The sequence below is a fragment of the Verrucomicrobiota bacterium genome (assembly GCA_039027815.1).
Classification (GTDB): Bacteria; Verrucomicrobiota; Verrucomicrobiia; order Verrucomicrobiales; family JBCCJK01; genus JBCCJK01.
The window spans coordinates 1-13,590 of record JBCCJK010000051.1; the positions used below are offsets into that span (position 1 = coordinate 1).

A 13,590-nucleotide genomic window follows, 5' to 3' on the forward strand; every position below is an offset into this window, starting at 1 on the left:
GCGGGGAAGGGAGAGCCGGAGTCTTTCGAGCCAGCCCAGCGTTGCTCCTCGGTTACGGTGCCTGCACCGCGCCCTCGTGGCGCCTTGGTCTGGCCCGAAATCCACTCGGCCATTCTACCAGCCAATTCTGCAGCTTGGTATAAGAGCTGGTGGGCGATTCAGCCGCCGATGGTTTCGAATTCGATCTCCGGTCCGTTGATTCGGCTGGCCGCCTCTTCCAGGGTGATCCCTACCACGCTGCCCTGATCGTCGTAATCGAGGAGAGTCTACAGTAGCAAGCTTTCCCCGGTGGCCCGCGACGTCCCCGGCGCGGTGGGGGGAGATTTTTGTTCTGGGTGCAGCTGATCCCGAGTGATAGGTAGCCGGAAAGGCCTTGGGTAGGTGAGTGGTTTACGAATTAGCTCATCGCACCCGCCGCGCCGGGGACGTCGCGGCCCACCAATACTAGACCGCTTCTAGCCCTTTTTCTTTTCCTTGGCCCAACTGTCCCGGAGGGGGAGGGTGCGGTTGAAGACAAGGGCGTCGGGGTGGCTGTCCTGGGTGTCGAGGCAGAAGTAGCCGAGACGTTCAAACTGCCAGGGCTGGCCCGGTTTCGCTTGCTGCGCCAAGTGGGGCTCGAGGAGGCAGTTTTCGAGCACTTCGAGCGATTTAGGATTGAGGTGTTCGGTGAAGTCGGTCTCTCCGGCCGTCGGGTCCTCGGCGGTGAAGAGCCGATCATAGAGGCGGACGGTGGCGGGGGTGGCTTGGGCGGTGCTGACCCAGTGGATGACGCCTTTGACCTTTCGGCCTTCTGGGCTTTTTCCGAGCGTTTCCAGGTCGGCCGTGCATTTCAATTCGAGGACCTGGCCGCTCTGGTCCTTGACCACTTCTTGGCATCGGATGACGTAGGCGCCGCGCAGGCGGACTTCGCCTCCGGGCTTGAGGCGGAAAAATTTTCGAGGGGCCTCTTCCAGGAAGTCGTCCTGCTCGATCCAGAGTTGGCGACTGAAGGGGATCGTTCGCTGGCCGAGTTCGGGTTGCTCGGGGTTGAGGGGGGCGTGCACTTCGATGACTTTGTCAGCCGGCCAGTTGGTCAGGGTGACTTTGAGAGGCTTGAGGACGGCCATGGCGCGGGGAGCGATGGCGTTGAGTTCTTCCCGCACGGCGTGCTCCAAGAGGGCCAGGTCGGTCGTGCCGGCGAACTTGGTCACGCCCACTTTTTCGATGAGCTTGTGGAAGGCGCGCGCGGGGTAGCCGCGACGCCGCACGGCCGAGATGGTCGGCATGCGGGGGTCATCCCAACTTTCGACGTGCCCTTCTTCGACCAGGCGGAGGAGGCGTCGTTTGCTCAGAAGGGTGTAGGTGAAATTGAGCTTCGAGAATTCGATCTGCCGGGGCCTGGCCGGGGTGCTGCAATGCTCCACAAACCAGTCGTAGAGCGGCCGATGGTCTTCGAACTCCAGCGTGCAGAGAGAGTGGGTGATGTGCTCGATGGCATCCGAGAGCGGGTGCGCGAAGTCGTAGAGCGGGTAGAGGCACCAGGTGTCGCCCGTGCGGTGGTGGGTGGCGTGCAGGATGCGATAGAGGACGGGGTCCCGAAGGTTGAGGTTCGGGCTGGCCATGTCGATCTTGGCCCGGAGGACGAGGGCACCGGTTGCAAATTCTCCGGCTTTCATCCGCCGAAAGAGAGCGAGGCTTTCGCTCGCGGGGCGCTTTCGATGGGGGCTGGGCGTGCCCGGCTCGGTCAGGGTGCCCCGGGTGGCCCGGATCTGCTCTCCGCTTTGTTCGTCGACGTAGGCGAGGCCTTTCTCAATGAGTTCTTCGGCCCACTGGTAGAGCTGCTCATAGTAGTCGCTCGCGAAAAAAAAGTTCTCGCCCCAGTCAAAGCCGAGCCAGCGAATGTCTTCGATCATGGACTGGACGTAACGGCTTTCTTCCTTGGCCGGGTTGGTGTCGTCCATGCGGAGGTGACAACGGGCGCCCGGGTTTTCTTGCGCGATGCCAAAGTTCAGGCAGATGGACTTGATGTGCCCGAGGTGGAGGTAGCCGTTCGGCTCGGGCGGAAACCGCGTCACGATGGTGTCATGCTTTCCGGAGGCGAGGTCCTCGGCGATGATTTTGCGTATGAAGTCGGTCTTGCTGGTCGAGTCGTCGGCGGACATGAGAGGGCTTTCCCTACGATAGAAACGCGTCTTGTCAGCCGGAGAAGCGGCCCGTTCTCAGGGGAGCACGAGGCGGCGAAGATGCTGCCGGGAGAGCTGAAAGCGGCCCAGGAGTTCGGTCCGCCCGAGGATGTGAGTGGAGGTGACTTCTTCCAGCGTGAAGCGGAGGGAGCTGGCGGGCCAGAATTCGGCCAGCACCACCGGAACGTCTTCCAGGGCGCTGGAGGAGTCCGCTTCAGTTTGCGAAAAGGTGATCCGCTCCGCTGAGTCGAGCGCCAGGTCCAAGCTGCCGAATTCGGTTTCCATCTGGATTTGGCCGTTGGCGATTCCCAAGAGTTCGCCCGAGAGGCGGTCGGAGTCGGAGGTGAAAATTTGGTCGCTGTCCTCTTTCCGGTCGAGCTCCCCTCGGCTGACGAGGCCATTCCAGGGCAGGACTTGAATTTCTTGGATGGAGACTGGCATGTTGGCGCCGGTGAAGAAGACGAAGGCATCGCCACTTTGGGCGAAGCCAAGCTCGTCCGTCCAGGTATTCAGATGCTCCCCATCGAGGTAGGCCATGATGCGGGCGGTCGATTTGTCGACCAAGAAGCGCAGGTCGACGCTTTGGCCCGGCTCGCGGAGCTTGCGGATTTGCTCCGAGCCGAGATTGCGTCGGCCGCCCTCGGCATCGCTATGGCGCTGCAGCTGAAGGTAGTGGGTGTTGAGTTGCAGGTGGTAGCAGTTGCGAGCGTGTTGGGTGAGATCTTGGCCGAAGAGGCCGATCGTGAGGGAGGGCAGGCCTTCGAAGTGGAGGCGGAAGCGGAGTTCCACTTGATCGGGCGTGGGGATGAACCGGGCGGCGCGCGATTGCCCTTGGCTGATGAGCGATTGGTCACGGAAGTCCCAAGCTAGTTCGGGATTGTCTTCTGGGGCCCATTCGTCCGGGTGACTGGGTCCTGCATAGAGTGGGCTGGGGAGTCGCAAAAGCTCATCGATTTGCTCCAGGGGAATCTCAAAGTCGGCCCCAAACGGTGTTTCCAAGCGGAGAACCTCCGAAGTCAATTCAGCCACCGCTCCCACCAGGACGTCCCCATTGGTCAAAAGGCATTGAAAGCGCACTTCAGCCACCGGTTCGGGGCGCTTTCGTGGAAAGACGACTTCGCTGACCCGGCCGGGCCGGAAGACGGCGGTCGATTCGAGGTCTTCCCGGTCCCAGTGCAGGCGACCCTCCCGGTCGATGCTAGCCAACTGGCCATGAAGTTCGTTTCCATTGGCGAAGAGGAGGTGGGGAGAGGAAGGCTTGGGGGCTTCGGTTTCCTCTGCCTCTGGTTGGGGGGCGCTTTCGGGGGCGGGCCCTGGGATTTCGGCCACTGCGGTCGAACCAAAGGTGAAGAGAAGGGGGAGAAAAAATCGCATGACCAGAAGAGAGACTATCAGGTGGGAAGCGATCTGTCAGCGTGGAATGTTCTTTTGAGGGCGGGAGGAGTTCGGGGCTTGCTCTCGCCCCACGCCTCTTCATGAGTGGGTGGTGCGAATTGTAGCGGGCAGTGCCAAGGGGCGGACACTCCGGGTGCCAAGGGAGGCGACCCGACCCACGACCGACCGGGTGCGCGAGGCCATTTTCAGCAAACTGATGTGGGACTTGGAAGGGGCGCGAGTGGTCGATCTCTTTGCCGGCTCGGGGGCGCTCGGGCTGGAGGCCTTGAGTCGGGGTGCCCTTTTCGCCGAGTTGGTGGAGTCCGAGCGGCAGGCCTGTGGGGTGATCCAAGCCAATGCAGAGCGCTGCGGCTTGGCCTCGCAAGCGCGCACCCTTGCCACGGATGTGTTTCGTTTTTTGCGAGGCGCGCCCGTCGCAGGGTGGGACCTGGTCTTTGCCGATCCGCCCTGGCAGACGGAGGAACAACCTGTCGATTTGGCGGGACAACTTTTGAGGAGTGAGGGCTTGCGTCGAGGTCTCAAGGCGGAGGGCCTCTTGGTGCTGGAGCAGCAGGCGGACTGGGAGTGGGGGGAGGGAGAGGCTTTCTGGGAGCGTTTCGACGAGCGCTCCTACGGGAAGTCCGCCATTCATTACTTCCGTCCGAGGAAGGCGCAGTCGTGAAGCGGGCTCTTTTGCTCCTGGTTTACAATCTGCTGCTGCCGCTCGGCTTGCTGCTGCTTTTGCCGGGCTTTTTTTCCAAGATGGGGAGGCGAGGTGGCTACTCCGGGCGCTTTGGAGATCGCTTCGGGTGCTACCCGGAGACGGTTCTTTCGGCGGTGCGGGGTGGCCGGGTAATTTGGATGCACGCGGTGAGTGTGGGCGAGGTCAATGTCGCCCGCAAGGTGGCCGTTCAGCTCCGGAGACGGGAACCGGAAACCGCCGTGGTGCTATCCACGACGACGGCGACCGGCTTTCAGGTAGCGTCCCAAGAGCCGGCCGTGGTGGCCATTTACAGTCCGGTCGATCTGCCGGGGGTGGCGGCACGCTGCCTCAAGGCCCTGCAGCCAACTCAGCTCGTTTTCGTGGAAGGCGAGCTCTGGCCAAATTGGCTGGAGGCAGCCCGCCGAAGAGGGATTCCCTGCTGTCTCATCAACGCCCGCCTGTCGCCTCGATCAGAGGCGCGCTTTCGCAAATTCCAGGCGGTGGTGCGTCCGCTCTACGCGCAGCTGGCCTGGGTCGGGGTGCAGTTTCCGGCGGAGGTGGCTCTCTGGAAGCAGCTGGGGCCGTCTTCGGTCTGGGTCTCGGGCTCGGTCAAGTATGATTGGAGTGAGAACGCGCTCCCTGAGGAGGGGAAGCGAAGAGAGATCGCCAGTTGGCTGGAGCGGGTTTTCCCTGATCGAGCGGGCGCGCCGGTCGTGCTGTTCTCCAGTAGCAGCCCCGGGGAGGAGCAGTTGTTGGCGGAGGCGGTCGATCTTTTGCCCTCTGACTGCTCGGTCCGCTTGGTTTTGGTGCCGCGGCATATGGAGCGGCGTGAGGAAGTTCGGGCTGATCTGCAAACGCTGGGCTGGGAGGCGGTCCTCAAGTCGAGGGAGCAGTCGCCCAGCCAGGGCAAGCGGGCCCTGGTGGTCGACACAACCGGCGAATTAGGCGCTTGGACCGCTTTCGCGGATCTGGTGGTGATTGGGAAGAGTTTCCTCGGGCGGGGAGGGCAGAATCCAGTGGAAGCCATGGCGGCCGAGAAGGCGGTTCTGACCGGGCCCTTCATGGAGAACTTTCGCGATCTCATGGAGGCGCTGGTGGCGGAGGGGGGCGTGACGGTTTTGAGAGAGGTCAGGGCCGGCAGCTTGGCCCAGGAGTTGGCTGCGCTTTTGGGCGATCCGGAGCGCTGCCAGCGGCAAGGCGCGAGGGCCAAGAAGGCGCTGGCCCCTCATGTGGGAGCCACTGCCAGAACGGCGGATTGGATCCTCGAGAGAGAAGAAATTCTTCTTGCACAAAACGGCCCAGCGGATAGTTTCTCCGCCCCGTGACACCGAACGCGACCCGTTCGTCTAGCGGTTAGGACACCGCCCTTTCACGGCGGTAACACGGGTTCGAGTCCCGTACGGGTCGCCATTTTTTCTTTCGTTTTCGGCCGATCGAGGCGTTCGTTAGGGGATGCGGTTTCTTCCCCCTTTTGCGCATTCTCCTCACGACTTTGAGGCGCTCCTGCAGGCTTGGCGGACCTTGGCAGAGCGGCGGGGTTGGGCGCTGGAGCCATTCGCGGAAGTCGAGGGGTATCCGCTGGTTCGCCTGCGCGTCCCGGCGCCCAGCCCGGAGACCGAGCCGGTCTATCTGAGCGCGGGGGTTCATGGAGACGAACCGGCGGGCGTTTGGGCCCTGCTGGAGTGGGCCGAGTCTCTCAAGGAACCGCTGGCGGCTGAGGTGGTCCCTTGCTGGAATCCTTGGGGCTTTGCCCGCAACTTGCGAGAGGATGCCCGGGGGAGGGATCTCAATCGCTGCTTCGATGATTTCGATTCCTCGCCGGTCCGGGAGTGGGCCCAGTGGGCCTTAGGCATTCCTTACCGCCTGGTGCTCTGTCTTCACGAGGACTACGATGGGCATGGCGTCTACCTTTACGAGCATGGTTTGTCCAGCTCGGAGCCGGTGGGGGAGCGGATGCAAGAGGCCAGCTCCATTCCAGCCGATCCGAGGGCTGAGATCGAGGGCTTGCCGGCGGAGGGTGGCCTGCTGCGGCCGGAGGGTCTTCCCGAGGATTTGGAGGGGCTGCCAGAGGCCGTGGTGGTTTTCGATGCCGGGGCCCAGCGGGTGGTCACGATCGAGACGCCTTCTGAGTTGGGCTTGCGGGAGCGGATCGAGGCGCAGGTGCGCATGATTCGCTCGGTCGTTTGATTGGCGTTTGCTGATTCGGCTTTCCGGTTGGATGGGTCCCTATGAGTCGGTCCCTTTGGTGGTTGGGCTTTTTGTGGCTCTCGGCTTGCGGGGATGTCCAAGAGGGGGCCCTGGAGACGCTTTCCCAGACGGGCTATCGATTGACGGCGGACGAACTTCAGAGGGCGGTGTTGCGGGAAGATCCCTCTTTGCTGCAACGATTTTTCGAGGCGGGCATGGCGGTGGACGCTGTGGGCTCCGATGGAGAGACCGCTCTCCAGCATGCGGCCAAAAACGGAAGGGAGGCCGCTCTCCAGTTGCTGCTGGAGGAGGGGGCGGACGGGGAAAGGTTGGATGCCGCGGGGCGCAGTCCTCTCATGGGCGCTGCTGCCATCGGGGCTGTTCCTGGTGTCCGCTTGCTTTTGAAGGAAGGGGTGGAGGTGGGGCTCAAGGATGCCCAAGGCTGGAGCGCGCTCACGCTGGCTGCCCATGGGGGCCACGCGGAGACGGTGGAGGTTTTGGCGCCCTTTGCCCGGGATTCGCTTGATGATGGGCTTCTTCTGGCGGCGCTGGCGGGTCGAGTGGAGACCGTCGATGTCCTCCTGAGCAAAGGCGCCAATGTGCTAGCCCGCCAGCCGGGTGGCGGCCAGCGAAGTGCCCTGATGTTGGCCTCTCTGGGAGGGCATCGGGCGACGGTGGACCTTTTGCTGCTGCATGGTGCCAACCCCTATGCGCTCGATGCCGAGTTGCGCACGGCGGGGCAGCTGGCGGCCGGCGCCGGGCAAGAGGAGTTGGCCGCTTTTTTGAACCGTCCTCCGAGTGCGTGGGCGGAGGCGGCGGCTACCTTGCCCTTGGAGGAGGGCCTTTCTCCGGAAGGGGATCCGGTGGTGGTGGATGAGGTGGCGGGGGCCAAGCGTTCTTTGCGTCGCTTGGACGGCTTGGAGCTGGCCCCCGAGAGCGAAGGACCAGCGGAGGGGGCAGCCCCCATGATCGAGATGAGAGAATACCGCGAACGCCCCTTGCCCGTTTTGGTGGCGGAAGTTCGCGAGGAGGAAGCGGATGTCCGCCTGCTTTTTGAAGATCACCGGGTGGTGCGGGTGGCCACGGGCCAAGTTCTCCCTGGGACGCGGTTTCGTCTGGTGGCCACCCAGCTCCGGCGGGGCGCTTCCAAGAGTGGCGGAGGGCAGTGGGTGGATCTTTCGACGGTGGTGGTCGAGGACACGGTGACCGGGGAGACCCGGCGCTTCCTCAAAGGAATCGAGGCGGCCAGTGGGGATCCTTACGCGGTGGTGGCCCGCCCAGGAGAAGAAGGGCCGCTTCTCCAAGCCCGGGTGGGAGACGTTTTTTCGGAGAATGGCCGACGGTATGAGGTGGTCGAGATTCGCCCCACGCAATTCATTATCGAGGCCATGCAGAGTCGGGAGCGCTTGACGATCCGGCTGAGCGACCGCTGAAGCGGGGATTCAAATCCACGTGCCATCCGGGATGACCGAGCCTTTCGGGATCACCACGATCCCTTCGCGCAGGCAGAAATTGGATCCATCGACGTGATCAGGTTTCCCATCGGGGGTGATGACGACGTCGTTGCCAATGCGGACGTTTTTATCAATGATCGCTCGCTCGATCCGGCAGTTGTTCCCGATGCCGAGGGGTGGGTTGTGGTCACTCGCAGGCAGTTCGCTGTCGAATCGATCCGCCCCCATCATGACGACGTCTTTCAGGCTGGTGCCAGCGCCGATGATGGACCGGATGCCAATGATGCAGCGGTTCAAGATGGCACCCGAGAGGACGCAGCCGTCGGAGACAATGGCGTGGTTGATCTGCGCGGAGTTGATCTTGCTGGCCGGGAGAAAGCGAGCGTGGGTGTAGACCTGCCCTCTCGGATCGAAGAAATTGAAGCTGGGAACGTCGGCGGCCAGGTCGAGGTTGGCCTCGAAGAATGAGCGAATGGTGCCGATGTCTTCCCAGTAGCCCTTGAAGACATAGCTCTGGACTTTGTAGTCTTGAATGGCTTGGGGAATGATGTGTTTTCCGAAGTCGGTCAGATCATTGTGAAGGACTTCTTCGAGTGCCTTTCGCTTGAAGAGATAGATCCCCATCGAGGCGAGGTAACGTTCTTCGGTCGGGTCGAGTTCGTGCTCTTTGAGCGAGGCTTCGGTCAGACGAAGTTTTTCCAGGACGGCCTCTTCCGAGGGCTTTTCCACGAAGCTGGTGATGCCGCCCTCGGCATCGGTCTCCATGATCCCGAACCCGGGAGCCTCTTGGCGGGAGACCGGCAGGGTGGCAATGGTGATGTCTGCTTCGCTCTGCAAGTGGGCCGTCATGACGCTCCGGTAGTCCAGGTTGTAGAGCTGGTCTCCGCTTAGAATGAGGGCATACTCATAATCCTGCTCCTCATAGTGGGTCATGTTCTTGCGCACCGCGTCGGCGGTTCCCTCATACCAACTGGACGTGGTGGGCGTTTGCTCGGCGGCCAGGATCTGGACGAAGCTCGGGGTGTAGTGGAAGGAATCGAACTTGTAAGTCTCAGTGATGTGCTGGTGCAGCGAGAGGCTATTGAACTGAGTCAGCACGTAGATCCTTCGCAGCCCCGAGTTCAGGCAATTGCTGATAGGGATGTCCACCAAGCGGTATTTCCCGGCTAAGGGCACGGCGGGTTTCGAGCGTTCGGCTGTCAGAGGATGGAGGCGGGTGCCAGCTCCGCCCCCCATCACGACCGCAATCGTTTTGTCGGCCGCGTGGGCGAGGTCTATCATGTCTCAACGGGTGGGTTTGTTCCATTAATGCCGAAGGAATCCGAAGAGTCACGCGCAATGACCCGCTTTTGCAGAAAAAATGGAGTCCGCTTCCGCTTCTAGGCCTCGGGGGAAGGACTAGGGGAGTCGAGGGCTTCCTCGGCCGCATGCCAGGCGAGGGTGGCGCACTTGATGCGCTGGGGAAACTTGCGGACGCCAGCGAGGGCGGCCAAGTCGCCCATGGTCGCCAGATCGACCTCGGGCTCCTCCTCTTGAGTAAGAAGCTTCTGCAACTTGGCGACTTCCTCTTGGAGATCGTTTTTGGAAACGCCCTTCAGCTTGGTGGTCATGATGGAGGCGGAAGCCCGTGAAATGGCGCACCCCTCACCCACAAAGGAGACATCCTCGACCACGCCGTCCTTCAGCTGGAGGTAGACCGTCACTCGGTCCCCGCAGGTAGGATTGTAGCCTTCCGCCTCATGACTATGGGGCTCCATTTCCCGCTCGTTTTTCGGTCGGCGGTTGTGGTTGAGGATGATTTCTTGGTAGAGATCTGCGAGATCGTCCATGAATCGGAATCAGTTGAAATAACGCTGCACCTTTTGAACACCCGCGACCAAGGCGTCGACCTCTTGGTGGGTGTTGTAAAAAGCGAAGGAAGCTCGGGCGGTGCCGACAATTTTGAAACGGCGCATGAGCGGCTGAGTGCAGTGATGGCCGACTCGAATCGCGATGCCCTCGGTATCCAGAATGGTGCCCACATCGTGAGGGTGCGCGCCTTCCACCAGGAAAGAAACCGCTCCCGCGCGCTCCGGGGCGTGCCCCAAGAGGCGAATGCCTCCCAAGGCTTCCAATTGTTCGCGAGCATTCTCCAGGAGATCGGACTCGTGGGCGGTGGCGGCCTTGCGGTCTAGTCCTTCCAGGTAGGCGAAGCCGGCGTCCAAGCCGATGGCTCCCGCAATATGGGGGGTGCCTGCTTCGAACCGTTCGGGGACCTTGCGAAAGGTGGTTTTTTCAAAACTTACCAGCTCGATCATGTCCCCCCCGCCTTGGTAAGGAGGCATGGCGTTGAGCGTTTCTTTCCGACCCCAAAGCGCCCCAATGCCGGTGGGCGAAAGGACCTTATGGCCGGAAAAAACGAAGAAGTCGCAGCCGAGGGCTTGCACGTCCACGTCCCAATGGGGGACCGATTGGCAACCGTCGAGAAGGGTCGGAACGCCGCGGGTTTGGCAAAGGCGAATCAATTCTTGGACGGGATTGATGGTGCCGAGAGTGTTCGAGACGTGGACGAAGGAAGCAAATCGGGTGCGTGCCGATAGGAGACTGGCGAAGGCCGGGAGATCGATTTCGCCCTCGTCGGTCACGGGGGCTGCCACCACCTTGGCTCCGACTTCGTTCGCGAGGAGTTGCCAGGGAATGATGTTGGCGTGGTGTTCCATCTCTGTCAGGAGGATTTCGTCACCGGCTTGGAGTCGTGGTCGGAGATAACTCTGGGCCACCAGGTTGATGGCCTCCGTAGCACCGCGCGTGAAAATGACTTCTTCTGGATGAAAGGCGTGAAGGTGGCGAGCCACCCGAGCCCTTGCTTGGTCGTAGGCAGCGGTAGCCTCGCCACTGAGTGTGTGGACGCCTCGGTGAATATTGGCATTTTCCTTTCCGTAGAAGTGGCTCACCCGATCGATGACTTGTCGGGGCTTCTGAGAAGTGGCCGCGTTGTCGAGGTAAACGAGCGGCTTGCCATTGACCTCCTGGGAAAGGATCGGGAAGTCCTTTCGAGAGCCCGTGACATCAAATTTTCCAGGAGCGGAGGCAGTTTTCAACACACTCAGAAATACGACAGTGGCCGCCCTCCTGCAACTCTCTCGCTTTAACGCCATTTTTCTGAAGAAATCCAAGCCGTTGAGACGTTCTATCTGGGGCCGCAAAAGGCGGAAGTTCGCTCGAAACGTAGAAGCCGAAACCCTCAGATCTTTCCTGCGTGGTTCCCTCAGGTTTTTTCTTCAGTTCGGGCAGCGACCGCTTTTTGCGGCCTTTTTGGTTTCGTGGTTGGCAAAGCGCCTTGCGCCGGGCAGGCTGAGTCATGATCTCCCTCGTCATGACGGTCATGGCTCCCGACCAGCCTGGCCTGGTGGAAGCCTTGGCCGCCTGTCTCAATAGGCACGGCGGCAATTGGCAGGAAAGTCGCATGGCCCACCTCGACGGACAATTCGTGGGCCTCCTCCGGGTTCAGCTCCAGCCGGAGCAAGCGCCGCCCCTGATAGCCTCTCTTGCTGCCCTGGAGGGAGTCCGGGTGCAGGTTAGTGAACCCTCTTCTCAGCAGCAACCGACCAAGGAAACGGTGCTTTTGGAAATCCTGGGGCAGGACCGGGTTGGCATCGTGAAAGAACTCTCACAGGTCCTCTCGACCCATCGGGTCAACGTGGAAGAACTGGAAACGACCGTGGAAAACGCGCCCTGGTCAGGCGAGCAACTCTTCCGAGCGAAAGCCCGACTCCAGGTCCCCCCCGAGCAGTCCATGGAGGAACTTCGGGAAAAATTACAGGCAATTGGCTCGGACTTGATGGTCGAAGTCGTCTTGAGTCGAAAGGTTTGAGCCGAGGCCCAAGCAATTGCACTGACCGAACCAAGAATACTGGAGACCGTTTTGATACAAAGCTGCTGGATCAAGTGGTAGAACGGCCGCGTGAACCTTGTGTCGTACCAAATCCAAGAAAGGTTTGGATGATAGCGGAGCGGTTTTTGGTTTCTGGTAAGGCGAGAGTGGTCAGGCTGGACCAGGGTCCTGCCTGACCCGACCAACGCCGCCAGGAGCCAAAGGACGCCCGCCCCGCGTCTTCCCGCAGCCACAGGCTGCCTGAATTACCAACCCAATCAGATCCTATCGTCCAAAGGTTTCTTGGATTTGGTATCAGACAGAGGTGAGACGAGGGCGTGCTACCGGCACCATAGTCCCGAATCTGCGGCACATCGGCCCCCTCTCTCTTCTGCGTGTGATACCAACCTCCAGAATTCACAGGTAGAAAGGAGGGGAGGTGTTGTGGGGAAGAGGCGCTGAAGCGCGGGGAAGGAAGAGCCGGAGTCTTTCGAGCCAGCCCTGTGTTGCTCCTCGGTTACGGTGCCTGCACCGCGCCCTCGTCGCGCCTTGGTCTGGCCCGAAATCCACTCGGCCATTCTACCAGCCAATTCTGCAGCTTGGTATGAGTAGTTTTCTCTTCACGTCTTTTCTTCCTCATCTACCTTTTTGCGAAACTTTCGGAACGTTACCGGGCTTCCCCGACGTCCATGTCTCCATACTTCCTCTTCTAGTTGTAGAAGGTCTGCTGGCTGATGTTGTGCTCCGCGCAGATCTCTTTGGAGGTCTTCCCGCCTCGGTGCTCCCCTACGATACGGACGATCTCTTCTTCTCTGAATCGACTTCTCTTCATTATATCGGCTAGTTCTCGCCCCTTACCGATAGTATACTTTTGCTTTGTCTGCTTTTTCGGGGTCAGGCCACTCCCTATCCCGATGAGAACCGCCCGTATCCTTGCCGATCAGAATCAGTCCTCCGCTGTCTACCACGTGATTTCCCGGGTGGTGGATCGTCAGTTTGTTCTGGGAGATGAGGAACGGGAGCAGTTTGTGCGGTTCATGCGGATGTATGCTCGCTTTGGTGGGGTGGAGATTTTGACCTTTTGCGTGATGAGCAATCACTTCCATCTTCTGGTGGAAGTGCCTTCTTCTGAGGGTTTTACGCTTTCGGATGAGGAGATTCTGGAGCGCTGTTCTCACGTCTACAGCGAGGCCGCTCTCCGGGAGATCCGCTGGAAGCTGACCGAGCTGTGTCCTTCTCAGGGAGGGCAGGCCTTGGCTGAGTTTCGGGAGTCTTTGCTCTACCGGATGAACAGTCTTTCGGAGTTTATGAAAACGCTCAAGCAGCGCTTCACGCAGTGGTTCAATAAGAAGCATGGGCGGAGGGGGACGCTTTGGGAGGATCGCTTCAAGAGTGTGCTGGTGGAGAATAGTGTGGGAGCCATCGATGCCATGGCGGCTTACATTGATCTCAATCCGGTGCGGGCTGGGATGGTGGAGGATCCCAAGGATTACCGCTGGTGTGGGTATGGAGAGGCTGTGGGCAGCGGGTGTGAGGAGGCTGTTTGTGGGCTGGCCCGGGTGGTGGAGGCGCGGGGAACTTCGCTTGGTGTGGCTGGGGGGAGCTCGAAAGCCGAGAGGAAGCGGGTGCTGGCCGAGTATCGGGTGGCGCTTTTTGGGAGGGCCGAGAGGACGAGTTCTAGAAAAGGTGTGACGGAGGCCCGAGTGGAGGAGGTGTTGGCTGCCAAGGGGCAGTTGCGACGCCATGAGTGGTTGCTTTGCCGGGTGCGCTATTTCAGCGATGGGGTGGTCATCGGGAGCAGGGGCTTTGTGGAGGGGTTCTTTGAGGCCAGGAGGGAGAGGTTTGGGCCGAAGCGCA

13 protein-coding genes and 1 tRNA gene are annotated in these 13,590 nt (G+C 60.9%); 7 read left to right on the top strand and 7 right to left on the bottom strand.

Going from position 1 to position 13,590, the window contains the following annotated elements; translation table 11 throughout:
• Window positions 1–455 precede the first annotated feature (455 nt).
• Both AAF555_11200 and AAF555_11205 read right to left on the bottom strand, forming a co-directional pair.
• Window positions 456–2,141, bottom strand: coding sequence for a glutamine--tRNA ligase/YqeY domain fusion protein (locus AAF555_11200; GenBank protein MEM6912131.1), 1,686 nt, complete (start codon window positions 2,139–2,141; stop codon window positions 456–458).
• 57 nt (window positions 2,142–2,198) lie between these two features.
• Window positions 2,199–3,536: a hypothetical protein gene (locus AAF555_11205; protein ID MEM6912132.1), complete on the bottom strand. Its 1,338-nt coding sequence runs from the start codon at window positions 3,534–3,536 to the stop codon at window positions 2,199–2,201.
• Window positions 3,537–3,648: 112 nt separating this feature from the next.
• Between AAF555_11205 and rsmD the strand changes: the two genes are divergently transcribed.
• The 5 genes from rsmD (at window position 3,649) to AAF555_11230 (ending at window position 7,859) form a co-directional block, all read left to right on the top strand.
• Complete coding sequence (rsmD, locus tag AAF555_11210) at window positions 3,649–4,218, top strand: 16S rRNA (guanine(966)-N(2))-methyltransferase RsmD (GenBank protein MEM6912133.1); 570 nt, start codon at window positions 3,649–3,651, stop codon at window positions 4,216–4,218.
• Window positions 4,215–5,564, top strand: a complete 1,350-nt coding sequence (locus AAF555_11215; GenBank protein ID MEM6912134.1) for a glycosyltransferase N-terminal domain-containing protein — start codon at window positions 4,215–4,217, stop codon at window positions 5,562–5,564. Before rsmD ends, AAF555_11215 begins: the two co-directional genes overlap by 4 nt.
• A 10-nt stretch (window positions 5,565–5,574) precedes the next feature.
• Window positions 5,575–5,649, top strand: a tRNA-Glu gene (locus AAF555_11220).
• Between the two features lie 42 nt (window positions 5,650–5,691).
• On the top strand, window positions 5,692–6,426 hold the full coding sequence (locus tag AAF555_11225; GenBank protein MEM6912135.1) for a M14 family metallocarboxypeptidase: 735 nt from the start codon (window positions 5,692–5,694) through the stop codon (window positions 6,424–6,426).
• Between the two features lie 41 nt (window positions 6,427–6,467).
• Window positions 6,468–7,859 carry an ankyrin repeat domain-containing protein gene (locus tag AAF555_11230; protein MEM6912136.1) on the top strand — a complete coding sequence of 464 codons (1,392 nt, stop codon included), beginning with the start codon at window positions 6,468–6,470 and terminating at the stop codon, window positions 7,857–7,859.
• Between the two features lie 9 nt (window positions 7,860–7,868).
• Here AAF555_11230 and AAF555_11235 read toward each other — a convergent pair whose 3' ends face one another.
• From AAF555_11235 to AAF555_11250, 4 genes are all read right to left on the bottom strand, one after another.
• Window positions 7,869–9,161, bottom strand: a complete 1,293-nt coding sequence (locus AAF555_11235; GenBank protein MEM6912137.1) for a glucose-1-phosphate adenylyltransferase — start codon at window positions 9,159–9,161, stop codon at window positions 7,869–7,871.
• 98 nt (window positions 9,162–9,259) lie between these two features.
• Window positions 9,260–9,709 (bottom strand): Fe-S cluster assembly sulfur transfer protein SufU, encoded by a 450-nt coding sequence (sufU, locus tag AAF555_11240; GenBank protein ID MEM6912138.1) that lies wholly within the window; start codon window positions 9,707–9,709, stop codon window positions 9,260–9,262.
• 9 nt (window positions 9,710–9,718) lie between these two features.
• The gene (locus AAF555_11245; GenBank protein ID MEM6912139.1) at window positions 9,719–10,960 is read right to left on the bottom strand and encodes a cysteine desulfurase; all 1,242 of its coding nucleotides are present in this window, start codon (window positions 10,958–10,960) and stop codon (window positions 9,719–9,721) included.
• Window positions 10,929–11,246 carry a hypothetical protein gene (locus AAF555_11250; GenBank protein ID MEM6912140.1) on the bottom strand — a complete coding sequence of 106 codons (318 nt, stop codon included), beginning with the start codon at window positions 11,244–11,246 and terminating at the stop codon, window positions 10,929–10,931. Before AAF555_11250 ends, AAF555_11245 begins: the two co-directional genes overlap by 32 nt.
• On the opposite strand from AAF555_11250, the gene AAF555_11255 reads away from it, so the two are divergent.
• Complete coding sequence (locus AAF555_11255) at window positions 11,221–11,733, top strand: ACT domain-containing protein (GenBank protein ID MEM6912141.1); 513 nt, start codon at window positions 11,221–11,223, stop codon at window positions 11,731–11,733. The two genes, AAF555_11250 and AAF555_11255, sit on opposite strands and share 26 nt — an antisense overlap.
• A gap of 709 nt (window positions 11,734–12,442) precedes the next feature.
• Here AAF555_11255 and AAF555_11260 read toward each other — a convergent pair.
• The gene (locus AAF555_11260; protein MEM6912142.1) at window positions 12,443–12,565 is read right to left on the bottom strand and encodes a transposase; all 123 of its coding nucleotides are present in this window, start codon (window positions 12,563–12,565) and stop codon (window positions 12,443–12,445) included.
• A gap of 82 nt (window positions 12,566–12,647) precedes the next feature.
• On the opposite strand from AAF555_11260, the gene AAF555_11265 reads away from it, so the two are divergent.
• Window positions 12,648–13,590, top strand: a 943-nt coding sequence (locus tag AAF555_11265) for a transposase (GenBank protein ID MEM6912143.1), incomplete at its 3' end; no start/stop codon positions are given.